This is a genomic window from Ochrovirga pacifica, assembly GCF_000220525.1.
GTDB classification, from domain to species: Bacteria; Bacteroidota; Bacteroidia; order Flavobacteriales; family Flavobacteriaceae; genus Ochrovirga; species Ochrovirga pacifica.
Map to the genome: position 1 here is coordinate 70,470 of NZ_AFPK01000005.1, position 24,336 is coordinate 94,805.

Sequence of the window (24,336 nt, forward strand, 5' to 3'; positions counted from 1 at the left end):
TATTGTTATTAAAAGGTAGCAGAAAGTGAAAAAGATAAGGTTCTTGCAAAAGGATAGCTGGTTCCTCGTTCTATTTCTATACTCGAAAATTTGGCAACTTCGTTCATATTAAAGCTCAACTTCAAACGATCCAAGCCCATAGATTCTATCCACTTATCTTGAAAATTGTAATACAAATTAATGGACGAAATGTCCAATTCATTTCTATCCTGAACAAAACGTGTAGTAGCACGTGTAAGCTCCTGATAAGCTGTTACAGTACCATCTCCGTTGCTACGGTTGTAATCTCCCAAACGCTTGTACAAAGCTTCTTGCCCTGGAGTTAACCACCTCCCAGTTAGCACACGTTTGTCTACATTGTAATTGATATCTACATTTTCTACTCGATCTACCAAGGTTTGATTGTACAACTGACCTCCACCAAGGAAACGTCCTGTAATTCCAAAACCAAAACCTTTGTATTCTCCGTTTAATCCTAAAACTCCTCGGTATTTCGGATTGCTATTTCCAGCCACCACCATATCATCTGCACTCCATTCAAACGTGGTGTTTCCGTCTTTGTCTACATAAATTTCATTCCCCGTAGCTGGGTCTATTCCTAAAGAAGGTACCGCCCAAATGGCGTTGAGTGATCGACCATCTTCATAGATGAGTACGGGCTGGTTGTTTCCTCTGTCTGCTGCTCTTTCTTTGGCCAAATCGTTGGCAGTTGTCAGGGCATCAGAAAGTTCTACAATTTCATTCTTATTGGTTTGAATTCCAAAGTTTAAAGACAAAAAACTGGTGTTGTTGGACCATACCAAATACGAAGCGTTGATTTCTATCCCTGAATTTTTAACACGACCTATATTTTCTTTCACACTATTGAACCCTGTAGAGGTAGGCACTGTTAAATCGGTGATTAAATTCTCGGTAATACTCTGATAAACATCAAATTTTAAGGTCAGCCCTTTTAGTTGTAAATCTAAACCAGCATTGTAATCCATTTTGGCTTCCCATTGCAAATTAGGATTGGCCAAATTGTTTAGATACGATCCGCTAAAACCTTGGTACAGGTTGTCTAAATAATACGAATACGTTGCAATAGATGCATTGCTGTTAAAATTTTGATTTCCTGTAGATCCTATACTTCCTCTAAGTCTAAAAACATCTAACCAATTTTGTTTTAAAAAAGACTCATTGTGTAAATTCCATCCCAATCCTAAACTCCAAAAATTAGCCCACCTATTATTCTCTCCAAACTGTGAAGATGCATTGGTTCTAAGTGTAATATCAGATAAAAAACGGTTGTCGTAAACGTAAGAACCTACAGCTAAAAAACCTACATCTCTGGAAACTCCTTCAATTCCAGAAGGTCTTGTTCCTAGTACATAATCTCTACCAAAAGTAATGTGGTTTCTACCGCTAGGAAAGCCTTCAACTTTGTGAATGATTTCTTGGTATTTTTGTTCGCTGATATTGAACCCTACATTAGAAAAATAAGTGTGTTTACCAAAAGTCTTGTTGTACATTAAGTTAAAATCTCCCGAAACACGTTTGCTGTTTCCGTCATTTACTTGGTACGAACCTTTGCGTTGTAAATCTTCATCACTAACATAAGCATCAAAACTAGTGTGATCCGAAGGCAAAAAGATATCTGCATCACTGTGTTTTACATCAATTCCTATACGTGTAGTTGCTCTCAATTCTGGCAATATATCCCATTGCACGTATAAGTTGTTTAAAAAATTAAGGTATGATGATGTCGCTTTTGTGTTGATGGTTGTGTTGTACAACGGATTGGTATAGCGAGTTCCATCAGGGGCAATTTCTGCATAATACGGAATAGATCCATCTGGATTAACCGCTTGCCAATAGGGATTCATTTTTACATATTCATTAAACGTTCCGTAAGGAGATTCGCTAGCATCGTTTTGCGTAATAAAAGTACGATTGGTAAAAGACACATTTTTTACACGATAAAAAGTATTGACATTTCCACTCAAGATTTTTCGCCCCGATCCTTTCATAACCCCCGCTACATCGTTGTAAGATAAGTTGGCCAACATACGCAAAGCATTACCTCCTAGTTCTACCGAAAGTGAATGACGTTGTCCTATTCCTGTTTGCAAAGGTTTCGAAATCCAATCGGTGTCCAAACCTTCTAAGGCTAATTTTTTTCGGTAGTTGTACAACTGCTCCAATCGTACCAAATCGTCTGCATCAGAAAAAACAGTAGGCAAATACACGCCATCAATACGTTCTGCTTCAATTTTTTCGAGTGCATTGGTAAGATTGTAGCTGGTTAAATCTGGAATTTCCAAATCAACATTGGCATTGTAGGTAATTCTTACCTTTTCTTTACTCAATTTTTGGGTTTCGATAACCACTACCCCATTGGCCGCTTTGGAACCATAGATGGCTTTGGAAGCTGCATCTTTTAAAATGGTTACACTCTCTATAAAGTTGATGTCTAAATCTAAAATTTGTTCGATAGTACTTTCAAAACCATTTAGAATAAACAAAGGTTGGTTAGGGCTTTTTAAATAGTTTCCCCTCAAACTTGCACTCAATTCATTATTTTCAACAGGAAAAGAAGATGCCCCTCTTATTTGCACATCGGGCAAAGCATTGGGATCAGAACCCAATTCAAAACTATCAAAAATAGCAATCGACGGGTCTATGTTTTTTAAGGTTTGAAATAAATTTGCATTTCCTACACGTTTAAGTTGTTCTTTACTAACGGTAGTAGTAGCTCCGGTATAGTTTCCTGCCTTTCTTTTAAAAATCCCTGTAGATATCACCACCTCATCCAACTCATTTAGTGAAGGTTCCAGTTTTACATCAACAGTAGATTGATTGCCTACCATTATTTCTTGTGTGGCAAAACCCAAGCTAGAAAAGATCAAAATACTCTCGCTACTAGGCACCAAAATTCGATAATTTCCATTGGCATCCGTACTAGTACCAATTGCTTCTTGCTTAACAACCACAGACACGCTTGGCAACGGATTTCCAGAAACATCCATTACTTTTCCCATAACTCTTTTGGGTTGTTGCAATGTTTTCTTTTTTTCTTTGATAACAATGGTATTGTTTTCAGTAATCGTAATGCTATACTTGTCTTTAGGCAAACTAATGCTTAAAAGATCATCTAGGGTATAGCTCCCTTTTTTGAGTGTTACTTTGGGTGTATTCACAAACAAATCTTCTCGGTAGATAAACATAAAATCTTGGGTTTGTGTTTTGATGATTTTAAACACTTCGTCCACAGAAATAGTTTGATCTTTTTCTATATAAATCTTAGTTGTTTGGTACAAGGTTGGGCTGATTGTTGGGCTATAAGAAGCTCCTTGTACCGAAGTGTAAAATAGCGTGACTAGTACAAACAACATACAAGCCAGCCCTCCTTTTTTTTGATTAAAAGGAATTCGGGTCAAATTAATTTTCATAAATTTGCAGTTCAATAGTTAGTGATTTTTTCATTACTGACGTGCAAACAAAGAATCGGGGGAAATAGTCTATTTAACTTTCCTAGGGTTCAAGGCTATGACCTCCTTTTTTTATTTGCTATCATTTAGGTTTGGTTATTCTTTTCTCTTCATAGGCAACTTTTTTTTTGATGCATCTATTATTATTTTAAAACAATTGTTCTTTTATTTATTTTATACTCGGTTATGATATCTGCCGATTTCATCAACATCAGAATTTCTTCTATTTGATAACTTTTTTTAATCAGCCCAACAAATTTGGTTTCCTTAAGTTTTTGATTTTCAAACTCAAAATCCACATCATACCAACGACCTAGCACTTTCATAATATCTTGCAATTGGCTTCCTTCAAAATGAAAAATGCCTTGTTTCCAAGAAATTTCTGGTTCCACAGCAACAGTAGCCATTTCTAAAGTTTTATCCTGAAGCGACCAAACTGCTTGCTGATTTGGAATCAAAACTTTTTCTTTTTCCTGTATGTTAACCTTCACACTTCCTTCTACCAAAGTAGTATAAACGTACGCTTCGCCTTTATATGCTTTTACATTAAACTCTGTACCCAAAACCTTTATGAGTTGCTGTTTATGAGCTACTACAAAAGCAGCTCCGTTATGGTTCTCACTTGGTGATACATCAAAATAGGCCTCTCCGTATACCAGGCTTACCTGTCTGGTTTGGCCTGGTACAAATACGGTTGGATATTTTAACTGCGTTTCAGAATTCAACCAAACTTTGGTTCCATCTTCCAACTGCACTAAAAATTGCCCACCTCTTGGCACTGTGAGGTAATTAAACTGCACCTGATCTTTTACAGGTTCTTTGTAAACCAATTGCTCTCCGTTGCATTGTAAGCTTTGGGTTTGGTACTGTTTGCCTTTTTGCAAAGTAACCTGTGTACCATCTGCCAAAGTCAACACTGCTTTGTCCGATCCGGTTTGTATACTGGTTGGTTTGTTTGCCTCTATCGGTGTTGTGGACGATGCAGTAAACAACGACAAACCTGTTACAGAACCTACAAGCAAAGCAATACAAGCAACCATCATCCAAAAAGTACTTTTCTTTTTAACTTTTTGTTTTAGGGGTAGATGATTTTTGCTCTTAGATTTTGTTTGAACTTTTTTCCATGCCTTATCAACATCTAAATGTTGATAAGCTTTGAACTCTTTTTTTTCTTTTTGCAGCAATGTTAAGCTTTCATACAATTGGCTGTTTTCTTCTGATTTTTGCAGCCATTGCTGAAAAGCTTCTTCTTCTTGATCCTGTAGTTGAGAAGTTAATTTCTTAAATAAAATATCTCTTTTTTTCACCTTATTGATTATTACTTTTAGACTAGCATTTTATTATAAGACCTAAAAGAAGAAAATAGGGTGATGTTTTTTTTAAAAAAAAATATTTTTTTTTTAAGCTGCAGTAATAATGAGTAAATAAAGGCTTTTTAGAGCGATGCGGAGAATTTTGTAAGCCTTTTTCATTTGAGTTTTAACAGTATTTACCGAAATACCCAGACGGTCTGCCACTTCTTGATATTTATAACCTTCTAGCACACACATAAGAAAAATCTTACGACATTGAGTAGGTAGCAAATCTATTTGCTTATAAAGTTGCACTTTTCGTTTAAAGGCATGTTCTTTATCTGTTTCTGAAAAAAGTGACCCCTCGGTTAATGATTGTTCTTTTAATTCAACACAAGCGTATTTGTTTGTAATACGTTTTAAACTTGCGTTTTTTACAGCAACCATTAAGTAGTGTTTCAATTGCGTAATGTCTTCCGACTTTTCTAGCACTTTAACAAATACATCTTGTACCACATCTTCTGCCTCGCTCATATCTTGTGTGTAATGAAAAGACAGCAAGCAAAACTCTTTATAATGATTTTTAAATGTTTTTTCTAAGGGGCTCAACGGTAATATTATTGTATAATTTGCTTGCTTTTAAATGTAAAAAACAATTAAAAATTGAATTCACAGGGTCTAAATATACACCAAAATTATAGAAAATTCATCTTTATATTTCTGCCTTTCCACAGTAAAAACACAAACAATAAACCAACTAACTTAGAACACATTCATACATTTCATTCAAAAAACAACCAAGTAAACAGGGATTTATTATCTAAAATAAAAGAGCATATTTTAGCAACTACAACATCTAGGGCACAAACCACTTTGTTTTTGCATAGACTTGGTTTTGTTGCTGGAATATTAAAAAATAGATACCCGAGGTCAGATCAGAAGTTTGTAGGCTTATTTCACTACCTGTCATCAAAGTTTGTTTTATCTGCTGTCCCATCACATTAAAAAAAGTAAGAGTCGATGGAACTCTATTTGGATTTAACCGTACATTTAGTCGATTGTTACTTGTTCTTGAAATAACATACTCTTGCCCTGCATATACTTCTTTTTTATAAGTGCCTTGGCAAGGTTTATCGGAGCGAACCTCTAGTGTATTTAAACCTCTTAGTAAATTTAGCTCTATTTTGTTACTCGTATAAGCATGTTCTTTTCCGTTTAATTTTATCCAATAGCGTTCTGCACCTTCTAGTGAAAGCTGCATTTTATTTTGTAATTGATTAACAGTACTTTTAATTGAAAGTCCTTTTGCTTCATGAATTCTTATTTTAAAGACGGATTGATGTGTTAACAGATCTTTTGGGGCAAGCACTAGCTCATATTCTCCCGCAGCTAAATTTTCTATTCTTAATTGAGAGTTAAAGACCTTAACACGTTCTTCTCCATTCTCTTTAAAAATAGCTTGATAGGGGACCGCTACTTGAGTGTTAATTTCAATAACACCATCACTCTCATCGGAACAAGAGGGTGTGGTAGTTTTTATTTGGTAATTATTTAAGGGTAGATTGGCTAAATCTATAGCTCTTATGTTTGCACTAAAATCAAATGCTTGTAAAATAACACTACTAATATGACCTCCGTTGTCTGGATACTGAACTGTAATGTTATTGCTTTCTTGAATTAAATGATAGGGAACAGGAATTTCTAAAGTTCCAAAAAAACGCTTTTTATCAGCTTGATTGTACCCTCGATAATCTTCAGGGACTTTTAAGGCAACTCCATTCATAATTACTGTTGGAATGAGCTCAGCACCATGATCACGACCAATACTTATTCGTAAAACCCCTTCGCCAAATTCGGAAGTTTTAGTGACATGGTGAATTTGAAATTCATTTGTTTGATTGGCAACAATAGGCTGCAAATAACGATCTGCATAAAATTTTGTTTCCTTAGAAGTCTCGTCTATAATTACTTCGTTATTAAAAGCACATTCCAAAATCATGGTTGCTCCTGGCCCCAAGGTAATTTGTGACACTGGCAAAGGCAATTCCTTCTCTATTAAAACAGGATTGGTTCCTGCTATGGTTAAATGTTTCTGAAGCACTTTACTCAACTGATTTCCATAAACATCCAATAGGTTTAACTGAATGGTTTTATCTTGAAATTCTAAATTATTTAAAATTACATAGGCATTTTTTCCATCAACATAGGCATCTACCTGCACATCCAAATCACTTGCAAAAGAGTCTACACGTTTTCCTTTTACATTTTTCCAGAGTTGATAAAATTTAACACGTTCTGTATACACCCATTCTCCTGTATAACTGTCAGGCTCGTTACTTTTACGCATCAATCGAGAACCATAAGGTAAATTTTTATCATGATTGAACCCCCACTCTGCTTTTACAATGGTAAAGGGAATGGCTATGGCAATGGCATCGGGTCTTTCCATAAAAGACATCATCAGTGAATTTTGAGCACGTAAAAACAACCAGTCACGGTAAGGTGTCCATGGTCGGTAATATTGTAATCGTGCGTTTGTGCACCGTATTCAGAAATCACATAAGGTTTGGTGTGCCCCAGTGCTAACATACTGTACTGGTCGTGCATGTCAAAAGTAGCTTCTACGTTGCTACCCGAACGCAAATCTACACGACCTCCTATGGCAGGAAAGTCGTACAAATGCCATGACCAAAAGTCCATTTTTTCTCCTGCAACGTCAATAAACAATTTGTCTCTGTTTGTCCAACGCTGAAAGTCTCCCGTTTCAAAATCGGGAAATGCTACTGTATATCCACCTACTTTTAAGTTTGGATTTTGTTCTTTTATAGCATCTGCTACTTCTACATGAAAATCGGCTATTTCTTGTAGCGAATTGGTATAGTTGCTTTTTCCCCCTAATGCTTCGTATGCAGGCTCATTGATAATTTCTACCCATGTAGGCAAAGGCTGTCCGTTTTGACCATGAAACTCGTTAAAGTATCGCCCCATATACTCTCCTGTTGCTGTTGGGCTAGCTAATTTCCATCCTGTTTTACTGGTAGCTCTTTGGCTTTCTCCGGTCCAAAAAGGATGCAATTGCGCACCCACAACGTGATTTTTTCTATTTTCGTATTTGTGCAAATGCGTTTTTGAAGCATAATTATTTCTAGAGTTTTTCCCTTTAACGGCTATTCTGGCTGGATCTGCATAACCAGGTCTTACAGGATCTTCTTCCATATAATTTAAATTCCAGGTAATTCCGCCAGTATCTCTTCCCAAATACACATCGTAGCCTTCTAGAAAATCTTTGCGTAAATCATCCGTAAAGTTATCTCCATCCCATTCATTTTCTATTTGATTGGCGTGGATTGTAATGAACTTAGATCGATCGAATGCTCCTATACCTCCGACAATATGATTCACATTAAAGTTGACTGTAACATTTGTATGTTCTTGTGCAAAAGACAAGAAAGGAATTAAACACATAAGATAAAAACTAGGTTTCATAAAATCGGATTTAAAAATTACACACCCTAAATCTATAAGATTACCACAACTATAATAGCTTCAGAAAAACAGAGTACTAGCACACATATCTAAAAAACAGACCAATACATGTTCTAATTTCTTCATAGTTTATTTTACCATTCAATAAACACAAAAAGTAAATTAAAAATTGGCTCTTAATTTCTAGATAAAAACTCAACGAGTTTACAAAACTATGTTGCTTAAAGTTACTTTGCCTTTTTTTGAATGCTATACAACAATGTTCCTTCTTCGTCATAAAAATCGAATAACGCAACTGCCTTTTTCTTTTTTCTTTTTAGGTGGATGAACAAAAATCCTCCGCTAACAGAAGCCTCATCAGCCTGAATGTAAAATTGCTTGATAAGTCCCTTAGGATCGGATGATTTTGAATCGCCCGCCAGACGTCCTTTGCGTGCATTGTTATCATCCAAAGTTCCCGAACAAAATTCTTCCAATCCTGTAGGGTGCTGTGCATGGTATTGCCAATGGCGATCTCCTGTTAGCCAATACAGGTTTTTCTCCAGCAATCCTTGATCTTTAAACCATTGCATTAAAGCCTCTCCTTCGTACCTAAACCCTTTGTCATTTACTAAATTGTCATTTTTATATCCGTCATCAGGCCCTACAATAGGGGTGGGAGACACAATCAACTTAAAGGTGGCATCACTCTGCAACAACGTAGTTTTTAACCATGTAATTTGAGCAGCTCCCAACATGGTTTTCTTAAGTCCAGGCTTTTGTTTGTTAGGACTACGGTAATCTCTTCCCTCTAAAAACCAGACTTGTACATCTTTGCTCATACGGTGAGTTCTATAGGTTTCTTTTTGGTTTCCTTCGGGATGTGTTACGGGTAATTGTTCTCTAAAATTCTTAATCCCTAAAGCATGAGAAATTGGAAACTTCATAATTGTATCTGCATCATTTGCTCTATAATCATGATCGTCTTTTGTCCAGTAAGTTCCTGTGTTTTTAAACAAATCATGAAATCTAGGTAGCGAAAATTGTTGATGGTACTTTTTACGCATTCCTGCCTCATCCTTTACTTCTTTACCTCCAAAATCTCCTGGGTGCGGTTGTTCTCCTTTTTTTAGTGCTCTTTGGTATTGTGAATCATTAGGATGATCGAAATACACATTGTCTCCATTTCCAATAAAATAAGTAGGGTTTAACTTTTTAATAGCTTTTAACGCTGGATATCCCAACGCTTTATCTTGACCCTTGTAAGCTTTTTTTTGATTGTACCTACCGTAATAATAAAAGTAATAGTTAATACAGGTAGTCAATGCAATAGAAATATCTCCTTCTTTTTCTGCTCCGAATAAGGTTTGGAATGAACCAATATCACTGACAGTGATATTTTCTTTATCTATCCCATATTTTAGCCGATAATAGTATTTTTCCCCTGGGATTAAATTGCCTACGTATGCTTTGATGATAAAGTCATTTTCTGGTAAAGCACTATGCCACCTTGTGCCAATTACTTGTTCAAAATCAGCATCCAAAGCCAACTCAAACTTTCCATAACCTTTAGCCCCTTTAAGATCACCATTTACTTTTTTTGTTGATGCCGTTAACCTAGACTGTAAAATTACAGAGCTATCGGTAACCTCTCCTGCAACAATTCCTTGACCTAAAAAAACTTGCTGAGCTAAAGAAACTAAGGGCAGTAAAAGTCCACAGACCATACAACTTATAATATTTTTCATCGTACTTGCTTTTTATAAATTTGTAAATATTTATTGTTTAGCAATCTCTAGCGCATTCAAAATCCAGTTTCCAGATATAACCACCTCTAACAACTCATCATCTCCAACGTTTACTATAGTATTCTTTATAATCTGTTGACCAATACCAGGAACTGTATCCTCATTCTTCAACAACGTCTTACCATTTATTTTAAAGTTTATGGTAAACTTTTTGGCTTTGCTGTAAATTTCTTCCTCTCGATTACGAGAATCCCCCATATAGTATTTCACTTTATAAGTTCCTTTTTTAAGTTTTACATAAAACTTTGCCTCTTTTTTTCCCGTCAATCCATCTCGTTGCCAAAACGGAACACGGTTGCTAGACTCATCGTGATGAATACCAATTTTTTTTACATCTTGAGCTCTCCATCCAAACTGATTTTTATTTGGATTGAACACATGCCTTTGGTTAACAGGTGTAAATCCGTAATCTTCGACCATGGCATACAAAGCAAAATTTAACTTTGCCTCTGTCAAAGGTGCTGGTTTTGGGTAAGGTTTTACCGCTGCTTGCTCTGCTACAATGGTTGGTAGTTCTCCTAACGGCTCCTTCACCCCATCAAACGTGTTGTAGCTTTCTGTGGCTCCCAATAAGCTGTTTCTTTGTATTTTTGCTGCTTCTTGGTTGGTACAAATTACAAATCGATCGATTCCGATATCTGTATTTACTTGATAAATTTTAAATGTGTGATACCCTGGTTTGTCCACAGTGATTTCAAATGGAATACGTTCCATTAAGGCCAATACATTTTTGTACCAACTCCAATGTACTGTTTTTCCGTCACTCAGTTGAGTAGATTTTCTACCACCTTTGTTACGTACTCCTGACAATACTTTTGGGGTTTCGTTGTCAACACCAATCGCTACCTCACAGGTTTTTCCTTTTCCTTCGTTTAGCGTTGGTAGCCTGTACAATTCACCGTAAAAGGTTCCTGTACTTTCAAAATACACGCGATATTCCAAACGTGCTCCTTTGTCTTCAATATCCTTCTCTACCTTAGCACCTCCTTTAACAAACACCGAAGATTTGTTGTGCCCGTAATTATTATATACTTGCCATTTAGCTCCTTTTTCTCCATCAAATTTAGCTGCAAAATTCTCTGCTTCTACCGCTAAAAACCCATTTCCTTCAACATAGCTTTTTTCCTTAGGAGTAAGGTCGAACTTCGTAGCTAACACAGGAAAAGACTTGCTAAAACCACGGGCATCTTTTACTGTAATGGTAGCTTTGTTTTTCCCCACTTTTACTTTGTTCCAATCTACCGAAGCCCAAATACGCTGCTCAACAACCACCTGACCTTTTTGCTGGGTAAATTGAATCCAGTCTACATTACTACTAAGCTCCCAATCGTTAGCTTTTAGCTCCCTGTTAAACACATCTACAAAACGCTGATTGTCTTCTAGAGATGAAAACTGCAAGGTTACTTTTTCATGTCCGATTTCTTGCCCTTCACAAACAGCACCAATTCCCGTTACAGCTTCTTCTAAAAACTTTTCATCATAGACCAAATTGTTTGGGATATTGGCCACATCTATTACACGCTCTTCTTCATTGTAATCTGCATAAGGGTCCATGATTCCATTCCATTTACCATTTACCATCTGCTTGTAATGTTTTAAATCTGTTTGAATAGCTGCCTCTGCTTGTTTAGACAAAGCAGCATAAGCATTGACACTGGCAAATCTTCCTTGTTTGGCGTATGCGACATTTTTACGGTAATAAATCGCTTTTTTAAACATCAAATGTGTTGAGCGAATGGGGTAGTAAGCCAAATGCCAAAAAGTATTTTTAGACGATGCATCCAAACTGTCGTAAATAGCTTTGGCCTTTTGCTCCAAAGCCGCAATTTTTTTCATACGTTTTTGAGCCTCATCACCAAAATCAAATAGACTATGAAATTGATACATCCAGGTTGGTTTGTATTCCCAATCCCAAAACGGAATGTACACTTCAGGTTTTTTCGCCCAAGCAAATTGTTGAAAATCGGTAATTAAATCTGCAATTTCACTTGCCTGATCCTCAGCAACAGCAAACTGCTGTTGTGCACTTTTTGTTAAAAAGTCTTTGGTTTCATTTTTGTCATAAGAGTCTATATTGTAGGCCAACGACATAAAAAACTGTAAGCCCATTTCGGCAGGTTTAATGTCTCCTACATTTACAATCCAAAATTTACGAGCATTGTTGTTGTACACTTTTCTCAACTCTTCTTGCATAATCGTCATCGGAGTCGTGTACAACCAATCGTAAGTTGTTGGCCAACCTTGGTAAGCAATATGGTAGTAAATTCCGTTTCCTCCCTTACGTTGTTGCTCTTTTGGGGTAGACAACTGACGTGCGTGTGCAAAATTGTCTTCTGTCCACACCATCATAATGTCTTCGGGCAATTCCAACCCTTTGCACTTTTCCTTTCCATCTTTACTTTCCCCATTATAAATTTCACCTGTTTCTTCATAAGGCACAAAAATTTGAGGCACAGCATCTTCTGCTCCAAAGGTGTTTTTGATCATTTCACGTTGACGATCGATTACCTTTTGCAACAAAGCCACTTTTTTTTCTAAGGTTGGATTTTCCATATTGTCATATCGAAAAGGTGAATCGTGTACGCCACGGATCCCCATGGTATAAATCATATTAAAGTCTTTAGATTCGTCCAAACGTTCTTGCCAGTAAGCCTCTATCGCCTTAGGATTAACGGTATAATCCCATAAAGGTTCTCCCACCGCATCGTACATATCTTTATGTGCAGCAGCCCAATCATACCATTCATCGTAATTGTTACGTCCCATTTGCTCACAGTGCGATGCACCTACCCAAATGCCATATTCTTTAGCATTTTTTGGATTGATGGGAACACCATTTTCATCTTTAGCCTCAAAAAAGTAAGAACTTCTGTGCATCATCGCAGGCCAAATAGCATTGGCTTTTAAACGTAACAACAACTCAAACACACGTTTGTAAACTGCAGGACTCGGATGTGTATTGGTTTTGTTGGGAGATGTATTTTTACTCCACTGCGTTAGTGCTTCTTCATCGTTGATGAAAATTCCTCGATACTCCACCGAGGGCTCTTTAGGAGTTTCTAAAACCTTTTTCAAAACAATTTCTGACTGTTTTTGAGGTTTTACATCGCACCACCAGTACAAAGGAGACACTCCGATGCGTTCTGAGATTTCATAAATACCATAAACAGCCCCTAAAGGATCACTTCCTACCACAGAAAGCACATTGTCTGTATTCTTAAAAGGAGATGCTACCGATTTTAGTAAAAAAGACTGCTTCATTGCCTCCAAACCTTTAGTCTCATCTAGTAACTTTTCTTTGTGAAATTTTGTAACCCATTTGCTTTGATGTGTACCAATAGCAATTACGTGTTTATTTTTTACATCTTTTATTTGATGTACAATTGCTGGCAAACTACCCGTGACTGTTTCTATATCTTTTTGCAAATCTTTTACAGCCCTTAGCACCTGCGGACTTTCGTTTTTTGCAACATAAATAGTTGCCACTTTCCCTTCTTTAAAAAGTGGAAAATCAACTTGAGCATATAAGGTTGTAAACATCAAAAAACACCCAATAGCAAGCCAATACTTCATTAATGAATTCATAATTTCTATTTTAATTCGATTTATTTTCCAATCCTACGTTTGACTAAAAACGTGAGCTTAAAAATAAGACTCCTATTTCCTAAATACAGAAACAACACTAAACAATTACGTTTTTTAACCGTTTAAAAAACAGTTTTAACAACTAAAAAACAATGACTTACAAAACACCTCTACTAAAAAAGGAAAACTACAAAATTCTTTATTTTACCTACATTTGTATCAGCAAATTCAAAAAATGGAGTATCCCAAAAAACACATTCTTGCGCAATTAGAAAAAATTGTAGCAGACAAACACTTCTCTCGATCCAAAGTCAATGTTCGATTGTTGACCTTTTTGGTACATGCTACCTTGGAACAGAAAGACGTAAAAGAAACAACCATAGGTACAGCTTTTTTTGGTAAAAAATACGACCCTATAAAATCAGACAATAAAGTCCGTGTGTATGTATATCATTTGCGAAAAAAATTAGAAGAATACTATAGCAACGAGGCAAAAGAAAATGAAATTGTTTTTAAAATCGCCAAAGGTCAATATTTGGTACAGTTTGTTCCGTTTATAAAAGAAAAAGAAGTAGAGATTAAGCCGCAACGTACTTTGTATGTTTTGCCTATTGCAATGGCAGTTTTAGTTTTGATAGCGGGATTGGTTTGGTTTTTACAAAAGCCAGAATTACATCCGTTTTGGCACACGTTGATGAAAAATCAAAAAACAACTACACTGATTTTTGGAGATTACTTTACCATAGAAGGTCCTATTGCCACTCGGGATATTGGTGCCATGAGAGACTATGAAATCAACACGGAAAAAGAACTGGAAGTCTTTTTAGAAACACACCCTGAATTTCAAGGAAAACTTAGAGCCAGCAGGCATCATTATTTTAACTGGGCAGCTCCTTATGGCAGTAAGTTGATGACTCAATTTTGGTCAAAGCATCAATACCCATTTGAACTGAGTCAAGTATCGGAATGGAGCATGTCTAAACTTAACAAAGAAAATGTGGTGTATGTAGGGCAAACCAAAGCCATGGGACAGCTAAAAAACATCCTTACAGAATACTTTCCTCAATTTCAATACGGAAGCCAAAAGATTTTTTATACCCATCCCAACACAAACAAAAAAACCGTGTACCAAGACGTGATTGCCTACGATAAAAAAATGACGGATTACACCTTAGTTGCAAAAATCACCTTACCCTCAGGAAACGAAATGCGCTTTTTTTTATCGGACCAAGACGGAGGGAGCATACAAGCCCTAGAAAACTTTACCGATACTGAAAAACTTCAGTCGTTTTACCAAACACATCAACTAAGTGACAAGGACGATTTTATTGCCTTGTTTAAAGTTACCGGTTGGCAACGTAAATCTTACGAGACCACATTTGTTTTGCTTGATAAAAAAGAAAAATGAGTACATGCTAAAACATATACTCATTTTTGTAAACATCTGCTTGTTTTCCAATGCTACAATTCTTTTAGAGGATGACTAAAGTCAAACACTTGCAATACCACAGTACTTACATGTCCTCCATCATCAGGTAAGGAGATGCTAACTTTGTTATTTTCTTTGATCCAGTTATAAGGCACGGGAATTTCTAAGGTTCCAAAAAAACGCCCTTTGGTCTTTTGATCGTACCCACGCCAATCTGTGGGCACCTTTACTTCTTTTCCGTTAAATAAAACTTTAGGGTGCAGGTTTTTACCATGATCTCTTCCTAAACTAACTCTGAGCACCGCAGCTCCATACTCTCCTGATTTTACAACCTGATGAATCTTAAAATCAACCGTTTTATTGGCTATAATTGGCTGCAAATAACGGTCAGAAAAATACTTGTGTTCTTCTACTTTTTTATGCGGTTTTATTTTCTTAGTAAAAGTGTATTCTAGAATTAAGGTAGCTCCACTATCAATCCTAAAGTTGGAAAGATTGCCATCATGTAGCTCTTCTTTTAGCACGGGAGTTTTCCCATCAGTCTCAAGAGTCAATTGTTTAACACGTACTTCTTTTATCTTTTTTGCTTTTCCACCCAATAATTCTAAATCAATCTGTTGGGGTTCAAATTCCAAATTATTCACAATAACATATCCTTTTTTGGCATCCATATAAGCATCTACTTGAATGTCTAAATCACTAGATTGTGAAAACACTCTTGTCCCTTCTACATGTTCCCATAACTCATAAAACTTTACACGATGGGTATAAATCCACTGTCCTGTATAACTTTCTGGTTCATTTTCTTTACGCATCAAGCGAGCAGGATAAGGATCATTTTTTTTCTTGTTAAACCCCCACTCTCCTTTAATCACGGTAAACGGAAGTGCCACTGCAATAGCATCTGGTCTTTCTAAAAAAGACATCAACAACGAATTCTGGGCTCTTAAAAACAACCAATCTCTGTAAGCATTCCAACCTTTTCCGTTGTAATTGTGCGTTTGCGCTCCATATTCAGAAATTACATAAGGCTTTGTTTCTCCAAGTCGTAACAAACTGTATTGATCTTGCATATCAAAGGTTGCCTCTACATTGCTTCCCGAACGCAAATCTACTCGGTTACCAATGGCTGGAAAATCGTACAAATGCCAAGACCAAAAATCCATTTTTTCTCCTGCTATATCAATAAACAACTTATCTCTATTCAGCCATCGCTGAAAATCTCCCGTTTCAAAATCTGGAAACGCTACCGTATAACCACCAAGTTTTACATGCGGAGCTTGCTGTCTAATAGCATCAGCCACTTGAACGTGGTATTCGGCAATTTCTTTTAACGAGTTGGTAAAGTTTTTCTTTCCGCCAAGTGCTTCATAAGCAGGTTCGTTAATAATTTCTACCCAAGCGGGTGCTGGTTCTCCTTCTCCTCCAAAAAAGGCATTTAAATAACGTCCCATGTATTCTCCTACAGCAGTAGGGCTGGCTAGTTTCCATCCCTTTTTTGTAGGTTTTTGACTTTCTCCTGTCCAAAATGGATGCAATTGTGCACCAACAATAAAGTTCTGCTTTCTACTCTCGTAGGTGTGCAAATGCTGTTTAGATGCATAATTTTTACGAGTTCTTGCCCCTTTTTGGGCAATTTCAGTAGGATCTGCATATCCAGGACGACCTGAATCTTCTTTCATGTTCTTTAAATTTCCTGTAATGCCTCCTGTTGCACGTCCTAAATACACATCATAACCCTTCAGAAAATGATCTCTCAAATCAGAAATTTTATTGTCGCCATCCCAATCACGCTCCATTTGAGTAGAGTGTACGGTAATGAACTTTTCTCTATCAAAATGGTCAATTTCGCCAACTTGGTGTTTGGCTTCTAAATTTACCAACACGCTTACCGAATCTTGTGCATTGGACACAAAGCTCATCAAGCCAAAAATAATTGTTATTTTTTTCACCCTTTACTTTATTTACGATTAGCTTCAAACCTAATCATATAATGACTGTTAGCCCCCATCTGATAGATAGACTAAAACTGAATTTATCTGACATTGTTGATTTGTAATAGAAAAATCACGATTTGCACTATTCACCCAACAAAAAAATCCCTCAACCTAAACAGGCTGAGGGAATACTGTTCGATTTCTAAAATCGATACTATTTGTCTTGCAAAGCAAAAACTTTTTGCAACAATGCAGAGGAACGCTCTCCTATATCGGTTCTAATTTTTTGTTCTTCGATAGCAATCATAGTATATACACCATCTAACGCTTGCTGAGTAACATAATCTGTTAAGTCTGGATTTACTTTGGTGATAAATGGAATTTGATTGTATTTGGTAATCAGTTGAGTCCAGATTTTATCTGCCCCTACTTTGTCAAAAGACTTTTTAATGACTGGGTTAAATGATGCGTACAACTTATCACTTGTGGTATTTTCTAAATAAGTTGTTGCAGCTTTTTTATCTCCCATCAAAATAGTTCGTGCATCATTAAAAGTTATATTTTTAACCGCATCTACAAAAATAGGGGTGGCTGTTTTTACCGCATCTGATGCCGTTGCATTTAAAGCTTTGATTCCTTTGTCTGCCAAATCTCCCAACCCAAATCTTCGTAGGGTTTCATCAACTTTTTTTAGTTCTGCTGGCAAAGCGATACGCACCAACTCATTACTATAAAATCCATTTTTTTGAGTCAATTTAGCTACTTCTTTGTCAATTCCTTTATCCAAAGCAGCTTTTAGACCGTTTGCGATGTCTAAATTACTAACTGGTTGTTCTAAAATAGCAGGCAAATTGTTTGCTATATTTTTTAGTTCGGCACAGCTTACCATAAGTAAAACACTTGCCATAAGTAATATTTTTTTCATAAATATTTAATTTATCTTTTGATTGTATCCGTTTTTTTGTCGTATCCATACGGACAGTGTTTGCATCCACTCTTACAACAATATCCTCTTTTTAAGTGGTATTGCTCTGTAAAAACTCGAAAGCCCATTTCGTTAGTGTAGTAATCTCCTTCCTCAGGAGGAATGTTTATTCTGTTCATACATTGTCAAAAATAGCAAGCTTGATTATGTAAAACGAAAAAAAAGACAAAAAAATGAATCTTTTTAAACCCTTGTTCGTCTTATATACAAACCTATAAATCTATTTATTATGAACACAAATCAATGTACCTGTAGTTGTAACAGTTGCCAAAAAGGAAATTGCAACAACTGCACTTGTGAAAACTGTACCTGTCCAAACTGTAATTGTTAACTTTATAACAAGTAAAATATCTTAGAAAAGTTCGTTAGTTTGTTTAGCGAACTTTTCTGTACAAACCAAGATCGTATGAGCACACAACTTATTTGGGATCAGTACGCAACCGATCTAAAAAAATTTATTTTTAGCAAAACTCAAAATGCATCCGTAACAGAAGATTTACTTCAAGATGTGTTTTTAAAAATACATCTAAAAAAAACGCAACTCAAAAATCAAAGTGCTTTAAAAAGTTGGCTTTTTAGTATTGCTCATCACACAGTATTGGATTTTTTCAAAACACAAAAAAAGGAACTTCCTACCGAAGTAGAAACTTCCGTCACGCTCCCCAAAGAAAACAATCATTCCCCAAAAGACTGCTTACTACCACTGATTGAAAAACTTCCTGACACCTACAAACAAGTATTGTTATTAGCAACCTTGCAAGGATGCAAACAAGCTGAAATTGCACAAAAACTAAACCTGAGTTTGGCCGCCACAAAATCGAGAATTCTAAGAGGTAAGGAACTCCTAAAACAAAGTTATATGGATTGCTGTAATTATACTTTGGATGAAAATGGCCATCTAAAAGGTGAACATAAAAACATAGACGATTGCAAAGTTTGTAGAGTTCGGTCTTAGTACGTAATTTTGGACAAATCTATTTTATGAGTCACGACGTATTAGGCAATGCTTTAATTGATTATTACAAGCAACCCAAAGACCAAACCCTTATCACGTTTTCTTCTGTTGCAGAAAAGGACAGCATGCCTGTTTCTTACTTTTTTAGAACTTTTGATGAAATGCCTTCTTTGGAACAAAAAGCTTTGGAACTCTGTTCTGGAAATATATTGGATGTGGGATTAGCCGCAGGATGTCATGCCTTATATTTGCAAAACAAAGGTTTTAAGGTTACTGGCATAGACATATCTAAAGGTGCTACAAACGTAGCGCAACAAAGAGGCGTTAGACATGTAATAAAAGGAGATGTATTAAACACCCTTTTGGATGAAAAATTTGATACCGTTTTGGTATTGATGAATGGAACGGGAATTTGTGGCAAGCTTAGTAACTTGGCAAATTTTTTGCTAAAATTAGCTGAGTTGCTTAATTCTGGCGGACAAATTTTGATTGATTCTTCTGACATTATTTATATGTATGAAGATGAAAACGGAGAACACTGGATTGATGCCAGCCAAGCTTATTACGGAGAAGTAGCGTTTACTATGAGCTACCAAAACCAAACTTCGGAAACCTTTGATTGGCTGTATGTAGATTATAACACCTTACAACGTTGTGCAATATATAACGGGTTGCAATGTGAACTGATTCAGGAAGGAGAACATTACGATTATTTAGCCAAAATAACTAAAGATTGATAAAATGAAATATGTTGTTTGGATGGTATTGCTTGCCGTACAATTTGGTACTGCTCAAACACCATCATACTTAGAAGAAATTAAAAAACACAGACAAGAGCTTAACAAGCATTTTAAAGACAAAAAAAGCAGTCCACTGCCTAAGAAAAAAATCAAAAATTTTATAGGATTGCCTTTTTTCCCTGTGGATGAAAAATACAAAGTTAAGGCCAAAATGACTTATACGTTTAACGCTCCCATACAATACATTGCCAACACGGATGGCAAAACAGAAGCCTATCAACAGTATGCTGTGGCTACTTTTAAAATTGACGATAAACAATGTACTCTTTACATTTATCAAAGCCTTAATCTGATGAAGCAAAAAGGATTTGAAAATTACCTATTCATCCCCTTTTCAGACAATAGTAATGGCAAAAGTACCTACGGAAGCGGTCGTTATTTAGACACTACCATTCCGGCCGAACCTACTGGATATATTACATTGGATTTTAATAAAGCTTACAATCCTTATTGTGCTTACAATGAAAAATACGTATGTCCTATTCCTCCAAAAAACAATCATTTGGATCTAGAAATACGAGCAGGTGTAAAATACAAATAGGCTGCTCTACAAGAACAGCCTATTGTTATAAATTTAAGTTTATGAGCTAACAACTTATTTTACAATTAACTTAGCTCTCATTGTGTTAGAGTGACCTGGAAAAGTACATACCATCCAATAAGTTCCTGGTTCACTTGGTGCTTCAAAGTAAATAGTTTCAGTACTTTCAGGCCCTACAGCTCCTGTATGGGCAATTACCATTCCTGTAAAAGGCACGTAATTTAAGTCAGGTCCATCTAAACCTAGCTTTAAAGCCATTTCTCCTACCTTTAACGGTGTGTTTGCTCCTTGTTTGGTTACCACCACATTGTGAATCATATCATCATTATTATTTAGGGTAAGTGCTACTCTACTTCCTCTTTTAATGGTAATCGATTCTGTATCGTATTTTAAACCAGGCACAGTACCAATGGCAATTTTTTCATCGGCACCTTCTTCTCCCCAAGCCTCTGGCATCAGAGTAACACGTTTTGGCTGTTCCACTTTTTTAGTAGGCATTTTCATTTCCATTTTTGGAGATTTAATAAACCCAGAAGGTACTTCGTTTAGTGTATAATAGCCTGTGTTGTGCAACAATTCATCACCTTTAGTAGAATTTAATCCACTAATAGCTAGTTGATGAATGTATCCCAAACGCATTCCATGAATGGTTAGTTTTACTTTCTTTCCATCTTCAGAAACTTCGGCATTGTGTACCATTGCATTTTGTCTGTTTATGATATCACTTCCATACTTTTTGTGATAATTGTAAGTAAACGTTGTTACTTTGTATTTTGATAAATCGGCTGCCTGCTGTTTGTTGATAGGTTTGGTAAACTCTACTTCAAAACCATCGTCTAAAGCTTTCATCGCTTTGATTTCAAAAGGTGTTTTTCCTGTCCAAACCAAACGTTGCAATCCAAATTCTTTTTTCCCTTTAGAGGCCCATCCACGACTGGTCATTCCCACAAACATACTATTATCTGATCCCCAAATCATACGTAAAATTCCAGAAGAAAAACCTTCAACAAAAGGGAAAACAGCACCTTGGTATACTCCATTTACTTTTTCTAAAGCCACACGAAATATTTTACTATGTCCTTGGTCTCCTACAAATTGCTGTCCTTCAAACGGTCCAAAGTTTCCTCCAGTAGTATCATACAAAATATCAGAAGTAGAAACTCCCAAGACTGTATGGGGCAGCCAAATAGCTGGTGCTTTTAGAGCTGGTACTTTTTTAGCATATTCGTACAAGGTCATCCCAGATTTGTCTTTGATATCTTCTGGTTTTAGGTTCAGTGGTGATTTGGGATCGTCTGTCCATTTCAATCCTTCAGGATGTCCTGCAAAATCACCTACTTCTAAGTGTGTAATCCTACCAGATCCTACCCAATCTCCTTGATTTTCTGAATAAAACACATCTCCTTCAGGGCTTATAGCATACCCCGCTGGTGATCGTAATCCTGTTGCGTAAGGAGTCAGTTCTCCATTGGGTTTTACTTTTACCATCCATCCTCTCCAACGTACAGGGCTTTTCCCTCCATTTTCCCATGTTAAATTCAATGTCAACAACATATCGCCATTGTCAAAAAACTTAGGTCCGTATGAATATCCGTGATAATTCCCATTCAATGGCCAACTTACTACTGTTTTGTACAAATCCGCTACTCCATCTCCATCGCGATCTTCTAAGCGAGTCAACTCTCCTCTTTGTGCTGCATAAAATCCATGATCTCTATAACCTAGACCTAAATTTTCGTGCATTCCTTGTGCAAAAAGATGATATTTTGGTTCTTGACTATAAGGTTGATTGATGACCCAGATTTCTCCTCTACGAGTAGAAACTCCCAGTTGATCTTTGTCTGTTAATGCCAATCCTCCTACCTCTAACTTAATTTCTTTAGGAATAGGTACATCTACAATTTTGTAATATTCTGCTTCTTTTTTATTTTGGGCAGTTCCTATCAATCCACAGAAGAGAACTGCTGTTAATGCATATGTTTTGTGAAATAACTTCATTTTTTATCTTTTTAAGCTTACCAAATAATCTTATAACTTACCTTATGTGTTCCACTTGGTATTTTTACCAACAACTCTTGAACTCCGTTATGAGCTCTTACCACAGGCTGTAGCATTTTATTTTCAGAAAAATCAATATAAAAGCTTTCGTTATTGATGATAAAAGTGTTGTTTGACAAAGATTTAATGTCTTCTCCCTCTGCAATTTTATGCCAAAGAGTTTTCTTACTATGCACTTTGATAACTTTTTTTACTTCACGTTTTTTAGGATGTGTATAAAAGGTATTTGATATTTTGGCCCCATCAATTTGGTAAGTAAATGTAGGAATTCTGTGTTTATCAAAAGTATAGCCCAATTGTTTAACTCCTTTGTTTTCTTTTAAAGGCTTTGGCCATGCTGCTTGCTCATTTTCTAAATCAGCAAATTCTAAATCGCCATGTAACTCTACACTAAACCCCACAGGTTCTCCTTGTTGTTTGTACCCCCTGCTTAACCACATATGTGTAGTATTTAAAAACGATCCATTCCAAACTCTTAACAAAGTTCCTGTAGCTAAATCGTAAGAATAATGTGTTCCCTCTGGTGTACCCACCGAAATACAGTGCGTACGTGTTTCTCCTTTATGTGCTATAAAACTACGTTGGGTTCTTACAGTTTGTTCTGGCTCTATAATAATCCCTTTTAAAGGATCGAACTTTTCTGCATTAACGTCTTCACCATCTTGTAGGGCATATTTTTTCATTTGTTCACCTTCTACAAACCAACTAAAATTGTTTAACCAACGCTTTCTACCCTGAATATGATTGTAAATTAGCTGAAACTTGATGGTTCCTTTTTTAAGATTAAACACTTTTCTTCGATAAACCTGTGTACTTTTTAATTTGTGTACTTTTTGACCTTCTAAATGCAACTCAACATTTCCTTTTCCTGGACGAATTTCAAAGGCATATTTTCCATCTACAGGTACTTCTAAAATCCCTTCATAAGTAACCATTTTAGGACTTACCTGGCTTGCCACATCCACCAACGAAAAAACCGTTGTTTCTGTTTCAGATTTAGGAGTTAACTTCGATACATCTCCTATTTCTTTTTGCTCGTTAAATTCTTTTCTGACCAATTGACTTACTTTAATTTTATTCCCCTCGTACAAACGATATTGAATATTTTTTAAAGCTACTGGACCATGATCTCCTTGAATCATTAATGGAGCGATTGCTTTTTCATCGTTAAAAGGTCCTCTTGTAGGTCCTGTTACTTCTACATTTTGATGTACCAATACACCGTTTAGCCATACCTCTTCAAACCAAGCATTTTTTATTTTATTTCCTTGTTTATCAAACTTAGGAGCATGAAAAATCACCTTTAGATGTTGCCACAAACCAGGAGCTTTGGCTGCATTGACCCTTGGTGGATGTCCTTCGTAACCTTGTTGCCCTTTAGGAGCTGTTTTGTCCCATCGTTGGTAAATAGCTCCCATGTCTAGATATTTGGGCTTTTTTACATTCCAACTATCATATAACTGTACTTCGTAACGACTTTGAAAATAAATTCCTGAATTAGATCCTACAGGCATCATTACATCCAACTCCAACTCTATATCTTTGTGTTGAAAAATAGTAAATAAGTTTTTATTCTGCTTTTGATCATTGGTGTTTAACAAAATGCCTGTACCCGATTCTGAATTGATGCTTTTCTTTTTGGTTCTATCAGTAATGACATCCCCCACAACAATCCAGTTTTTTCCTGTAGGCTTAAACGCTGATAAATCTTTTAATTCAATGGAGACAAAAGGATTTAAAGGATTTTTTTTAGGCTCTTTTTTCTGTTTGGAAGTGGTTTCTTTTACCTCTTCTTTTTTTGATTCATCGGCACATGAGACCAGCACACAAAATACAAACAATAAAAAGATACGTGAAAAATGTTTCATAATCTTTAAATATTAGTTGTTAAAATTACTATTCTTATAGTTTAAAAACAAAACTAAGTAAAAAAGTAAAATGTTTCCTATTTCTCTATATAAAAATCTACTTAAAATTAAAAAGTGCATTTTTTTGGTAAAAAAAATGCACT

Annotated in this window: 16 protein-coding genes; 4 read left to right on the forward strand and 12 right to left on the reverse strand. The window is 36.0% G+C overall.

Going from position 1 to position 24,336, the window contains the following annotated elements:
- Positions 1 to 8: 8 nt before the first annotated feature.
- The 7 genes from FS85_RS0100545 to FS85_RS0100570 form a co-directional block, all read right to left on the reverse strand.
- The gene (locus FS85_RS0100545) at positions 9 to 3,431 is read right to left on the reverse strand and encodes a SusC/RagA family TonB-linked outer membrane protein (RefSeq protein WP_010133984.1); all 3,423 of its coding nucleotides are present in this window, start codon (positions 3,429 to 3,431) and stop codon (positions 9 to 11) included.
- A 182-nt stretch (positions 3,432 to 3,613) separates the two neighbouring features.
- On the reverse strand, positions 3,614 to 4,777 hold the full coding sequence (locus FS85_RS0100550) for a FecR family protein (protein WP_010133985.1): 1,164 nt from the start codon (positions 4,775 to 4,777) through the stop codon (positions 3,614 to 3,616).
- Positions 4,778 to 4,870: 93 nt separating this feature from the next.
- The gene (locus FS85_RS14855; protein WP_010133986.1) at positions 4,871 to 5,371 is read right to left on the reverse strand and encodes a sigma-70 family RNA polymerase sigma factor; all 501 of its coding nucleotides are present in this window, start codon (positions 5,369 to 5,371) and stop codon (positions 4,871 to 4,873) included.
- 247 nt (positions 5,372 to 5,618) lie between these two features.
- Positions 5,619 to 7,223, reverse strand: coding sequence for a T9SS type A sorting domain-containing protein (locus FS85_RS15995; protein WP_050809594.1), 1,605 nt, complete (start codon positions 7,221 to 7,223; stop codon positions 5,619 to 5,621).
- Positions 7,223 to 8,248 carry a hypothetical protein gene (locus FS85_RS16000; RefSeq protein ID WP_139062112.1) on the reverse strand — a complete coding sequence of 342 codons (1,026 nt, stop codon included), beginning with the start codon at positions 8,246 to 8,248 and terminating at the stop codon, positions 7,223 to 7,225. Before FS85_RS16000 ends, FS85_RS15995 begins: the two co-directional genes overlap by 1 nt.
- Positions 8,249 to 8,475: 227 nt before the next feature.
- Entirely contained in the window at positions 8,476 to 9,975 is a 1,500-nt protein-coding gene (locus tag FS85_RS0100565) for an alkaline phosphatase D family protein (RefSeq protein WP_010133987.1), read from the reverse strand.
- Between the two features lie 30 nt (positions 9,976 to 10,005).
- Positions 10,006 to 13,620, reverse strand: coding sequence for a glycosyl hydrolase 115 family protein (locus FS85_RS0100570; RefSeq protein ID WP_083823611.1), 3,615 nt, complete (start codon positions 13,618 to 13,620; stop codon positions 10,006 to 10,008).
- Positions 13,621 to 13,855: 235 nt separating this feature from the next.
- Between FS85_RS0100570 and FS85_RS16005 the strand changes: the two genes are divergently transcribed.
- Positions 13,856 to 15,028, forward strand: a complete 1,173-nt coding sequence (locus FS85_RS16005) for a hypothetical protein (RefSeq protein WP_010133989.1) — start codon at positions 13,856 to 13,858, stop codon at positions 15,026 to 15,028.
- Between the two features lie 53 nt (positions 15,029 to 15,081).
- Here FS85_RS16005 and FS85_RS14870 read toward each other — a convergent pair whose 3' ends face one another.
- From FS85_RS14870 to FS85_RS16650, 3 genes are all read right to left on the reverse strand, one after another.
- The gene (locus FS85_RS14870; protein WP_033194487.1) at positions 15,082 to 17,001 is read right to left on the reverse strand and encodes a hypothetical protein; all 1,920 of its coding nucleotides are present in this window, start codon (positions 16,999 to 17,001) and stop codon (positions 15,082 to 15,084) included.
- Positions 17,002 to 17,200: 199 nt separating this feature from the next.
- On the reverse strand, positions 17,201 to 17,911 hold the full coding sequence (locus FS85_RS0100585) for a DUF4197 domain-containing protein (RefSeq protein WP_029489170.1): 711 nt from the start codon (positions 17,909 to 17,911) through the stop codon (positions 17,201 to 17,203).
- A gap of 11 nt (positions 17,912 to 17,922) precedes the next feature.
- Positions 17,923 to 18,090 (reverse strand): DUF5522 domain-containing protein, encoded by a 168-nt coding sequence (locus FS85_RS16650; RefSeq protein ID WP_010133994.1) that lies wholly within the window; start codon positions 18,088 to 18,090, stop codon positions 17,923 to 17,925.
- A 287-nt stretch (positions 18,091 to 18,377) separates the two neighbouring features.
- On the opposite strand from FS85_RS16650, the gene FS85_RS0100595 reads away from it, so the two are divergent.
- Genes FS85_RS0100595 through FS85_RS0100605 form a run of 3 tightly spaced genes read left to right on the forward strand, consistent with a single transcriptional unit; the run spans position 18,378 to position 20,267 of the window.
- Complete coding sequence (locus FS85_RS0100595; protein ID WP_010133996.1) at positions 18,378 to 18,926, forward strand: sigma-70 family RNA polymerase sigma factor; 549 nt, start codon at positions 18,378 to 18,380, stop codon at positions 18,924 to 18,926.
- A gap of 26 nt (positions 18,927 to 18,952) precedes the next feature.
- The gene (locus tag FS85_RS0100600) at positions 18,953 to 19,663 is read left to right on the forward strand and encodes a class I SAM-dependent methyltransferase (protein ID WP_010133997.1); all 711 of its coding nucleotides are present in this window, start codon (positions 18,953 to 18,955) and stop codon (positions 19,661 to 19,663) included.
- A gap of 4 nt (positions 19,664 to 19,667) precedes the next feature.
- Positions 19,668 to 20,267, forward strand: coding sequence for a DUF1684 domain-containing protein (locus tag FS85_RS0100605; RefSeq protein WP_010133998.1), 600 nt, complete (start codon positions 19,668 to 19,670; stop codon positions 20,265 to 20,267).
- A gap of 54 nt (positions 20,268 to 20,321) precedes the next feature.
- On the opposite strand, the gene FS85_RS0100610 is transcribed toward FS85_RS0100605, so the two are convergent.
- Together FS85_RS0100610 and FS85_RS0100615 are read right to left on the reverse strand one after the other, a co-directional pair.
- Positions 20,322 to 22,265, reverse strand: coding sequence for a plastocyanin/azurin family copper-binding protein (locus FS85_RS0100610; protein ID WP_010133999.1), 1,944 nt, complete (start codon positions 22,263 to 22,265; stop codon positions 20,322 to 20,324).
- Between the two features lie 17 nt (positions 22,266 to 22,282).
- Complete coding sequence (locus tag FS85_RS0100615) at positions 22,283 to 24,193, reverse strand: family 16 glycoside hydrolase (protein WP_010134000.1); 1,911 nt, start codon at positions 24,191 to 24,193, stop codon at positions 22,283 to 22,285.
- Positions 24,194 to 24,336: the final 143 nt, after the last annotated feature.